This is a genomic window from Blastococcus sp. TF02A-30 (genome assembly GCF_003319185.1).
GTDB lineage: Bacteria > Actinomycetota > Actinomycetes > Mycobacteriales > Geodermatophilaceae > Blastococcus.
This window is the reverse complement of sequence record NZ_QOHJ01000035.1, coordinates 1-453: the sequence shown is the minus strand read 5'-3', so window position 1 is coordinate 453 and position 453 is coordinate 1. Positions and strand designations below refer to the sequence as shown.

Genomic DNA, 453 nt, shown 5'->3' with positions numbered 1-453 from the left:
GCCGACGAGCGCGGGATCAACGGGCATCCCGTCATCCTACCGAGCGGCGCCTGAAGGTCCGCCGGTCAGCGGCGCCGTCCACGGATCGCGCGCAGCGCCATCTGCACGGCGATGAAGACGAGGAACGCGGCGAACAGCACGTTGCCGACGAACGGATCGACGAGCGTGGCCAGCCACGCGCCGAGCGCGGTCGTGGTGCAGGCGGCGCCGCCCACGAGCGCCGCGGCGACGAGGTCGACGTTGCGCCGGCGAAGGTTGCCGATCGTGCCGGAGATCGCGGTGGGGATCATCATGAGCAGCGACGTGCCCTTGGCCTCGAGATCGCTCGTGCCGAACAGCAGCAGCAGGGCAGGCACCACGATGATGCCTCCGCCCACGCCCAGCAGACCTGCCAGCACGCCCGTGACGAGGCCGAGCGCGGCCAGGCCCGCGCCCTGTCTCTTATACACATCT

At 70.6% G+C, this 453-nt stretch carries 1 protein-coding gene; it reads right to left on the bottom strand.

Translation table 11 applies throughout. The features are described from left to right. Positions 1-65: 65 nt before the first annotated feature. Positions 66-453 (bottom strand): sulfite exporter TauE/SafE family protein (locus DQ241_RS20330; RefSeq protein WP_147252422.1); only part of this gene is annotated, 388 nt, incomplete at its 5' end.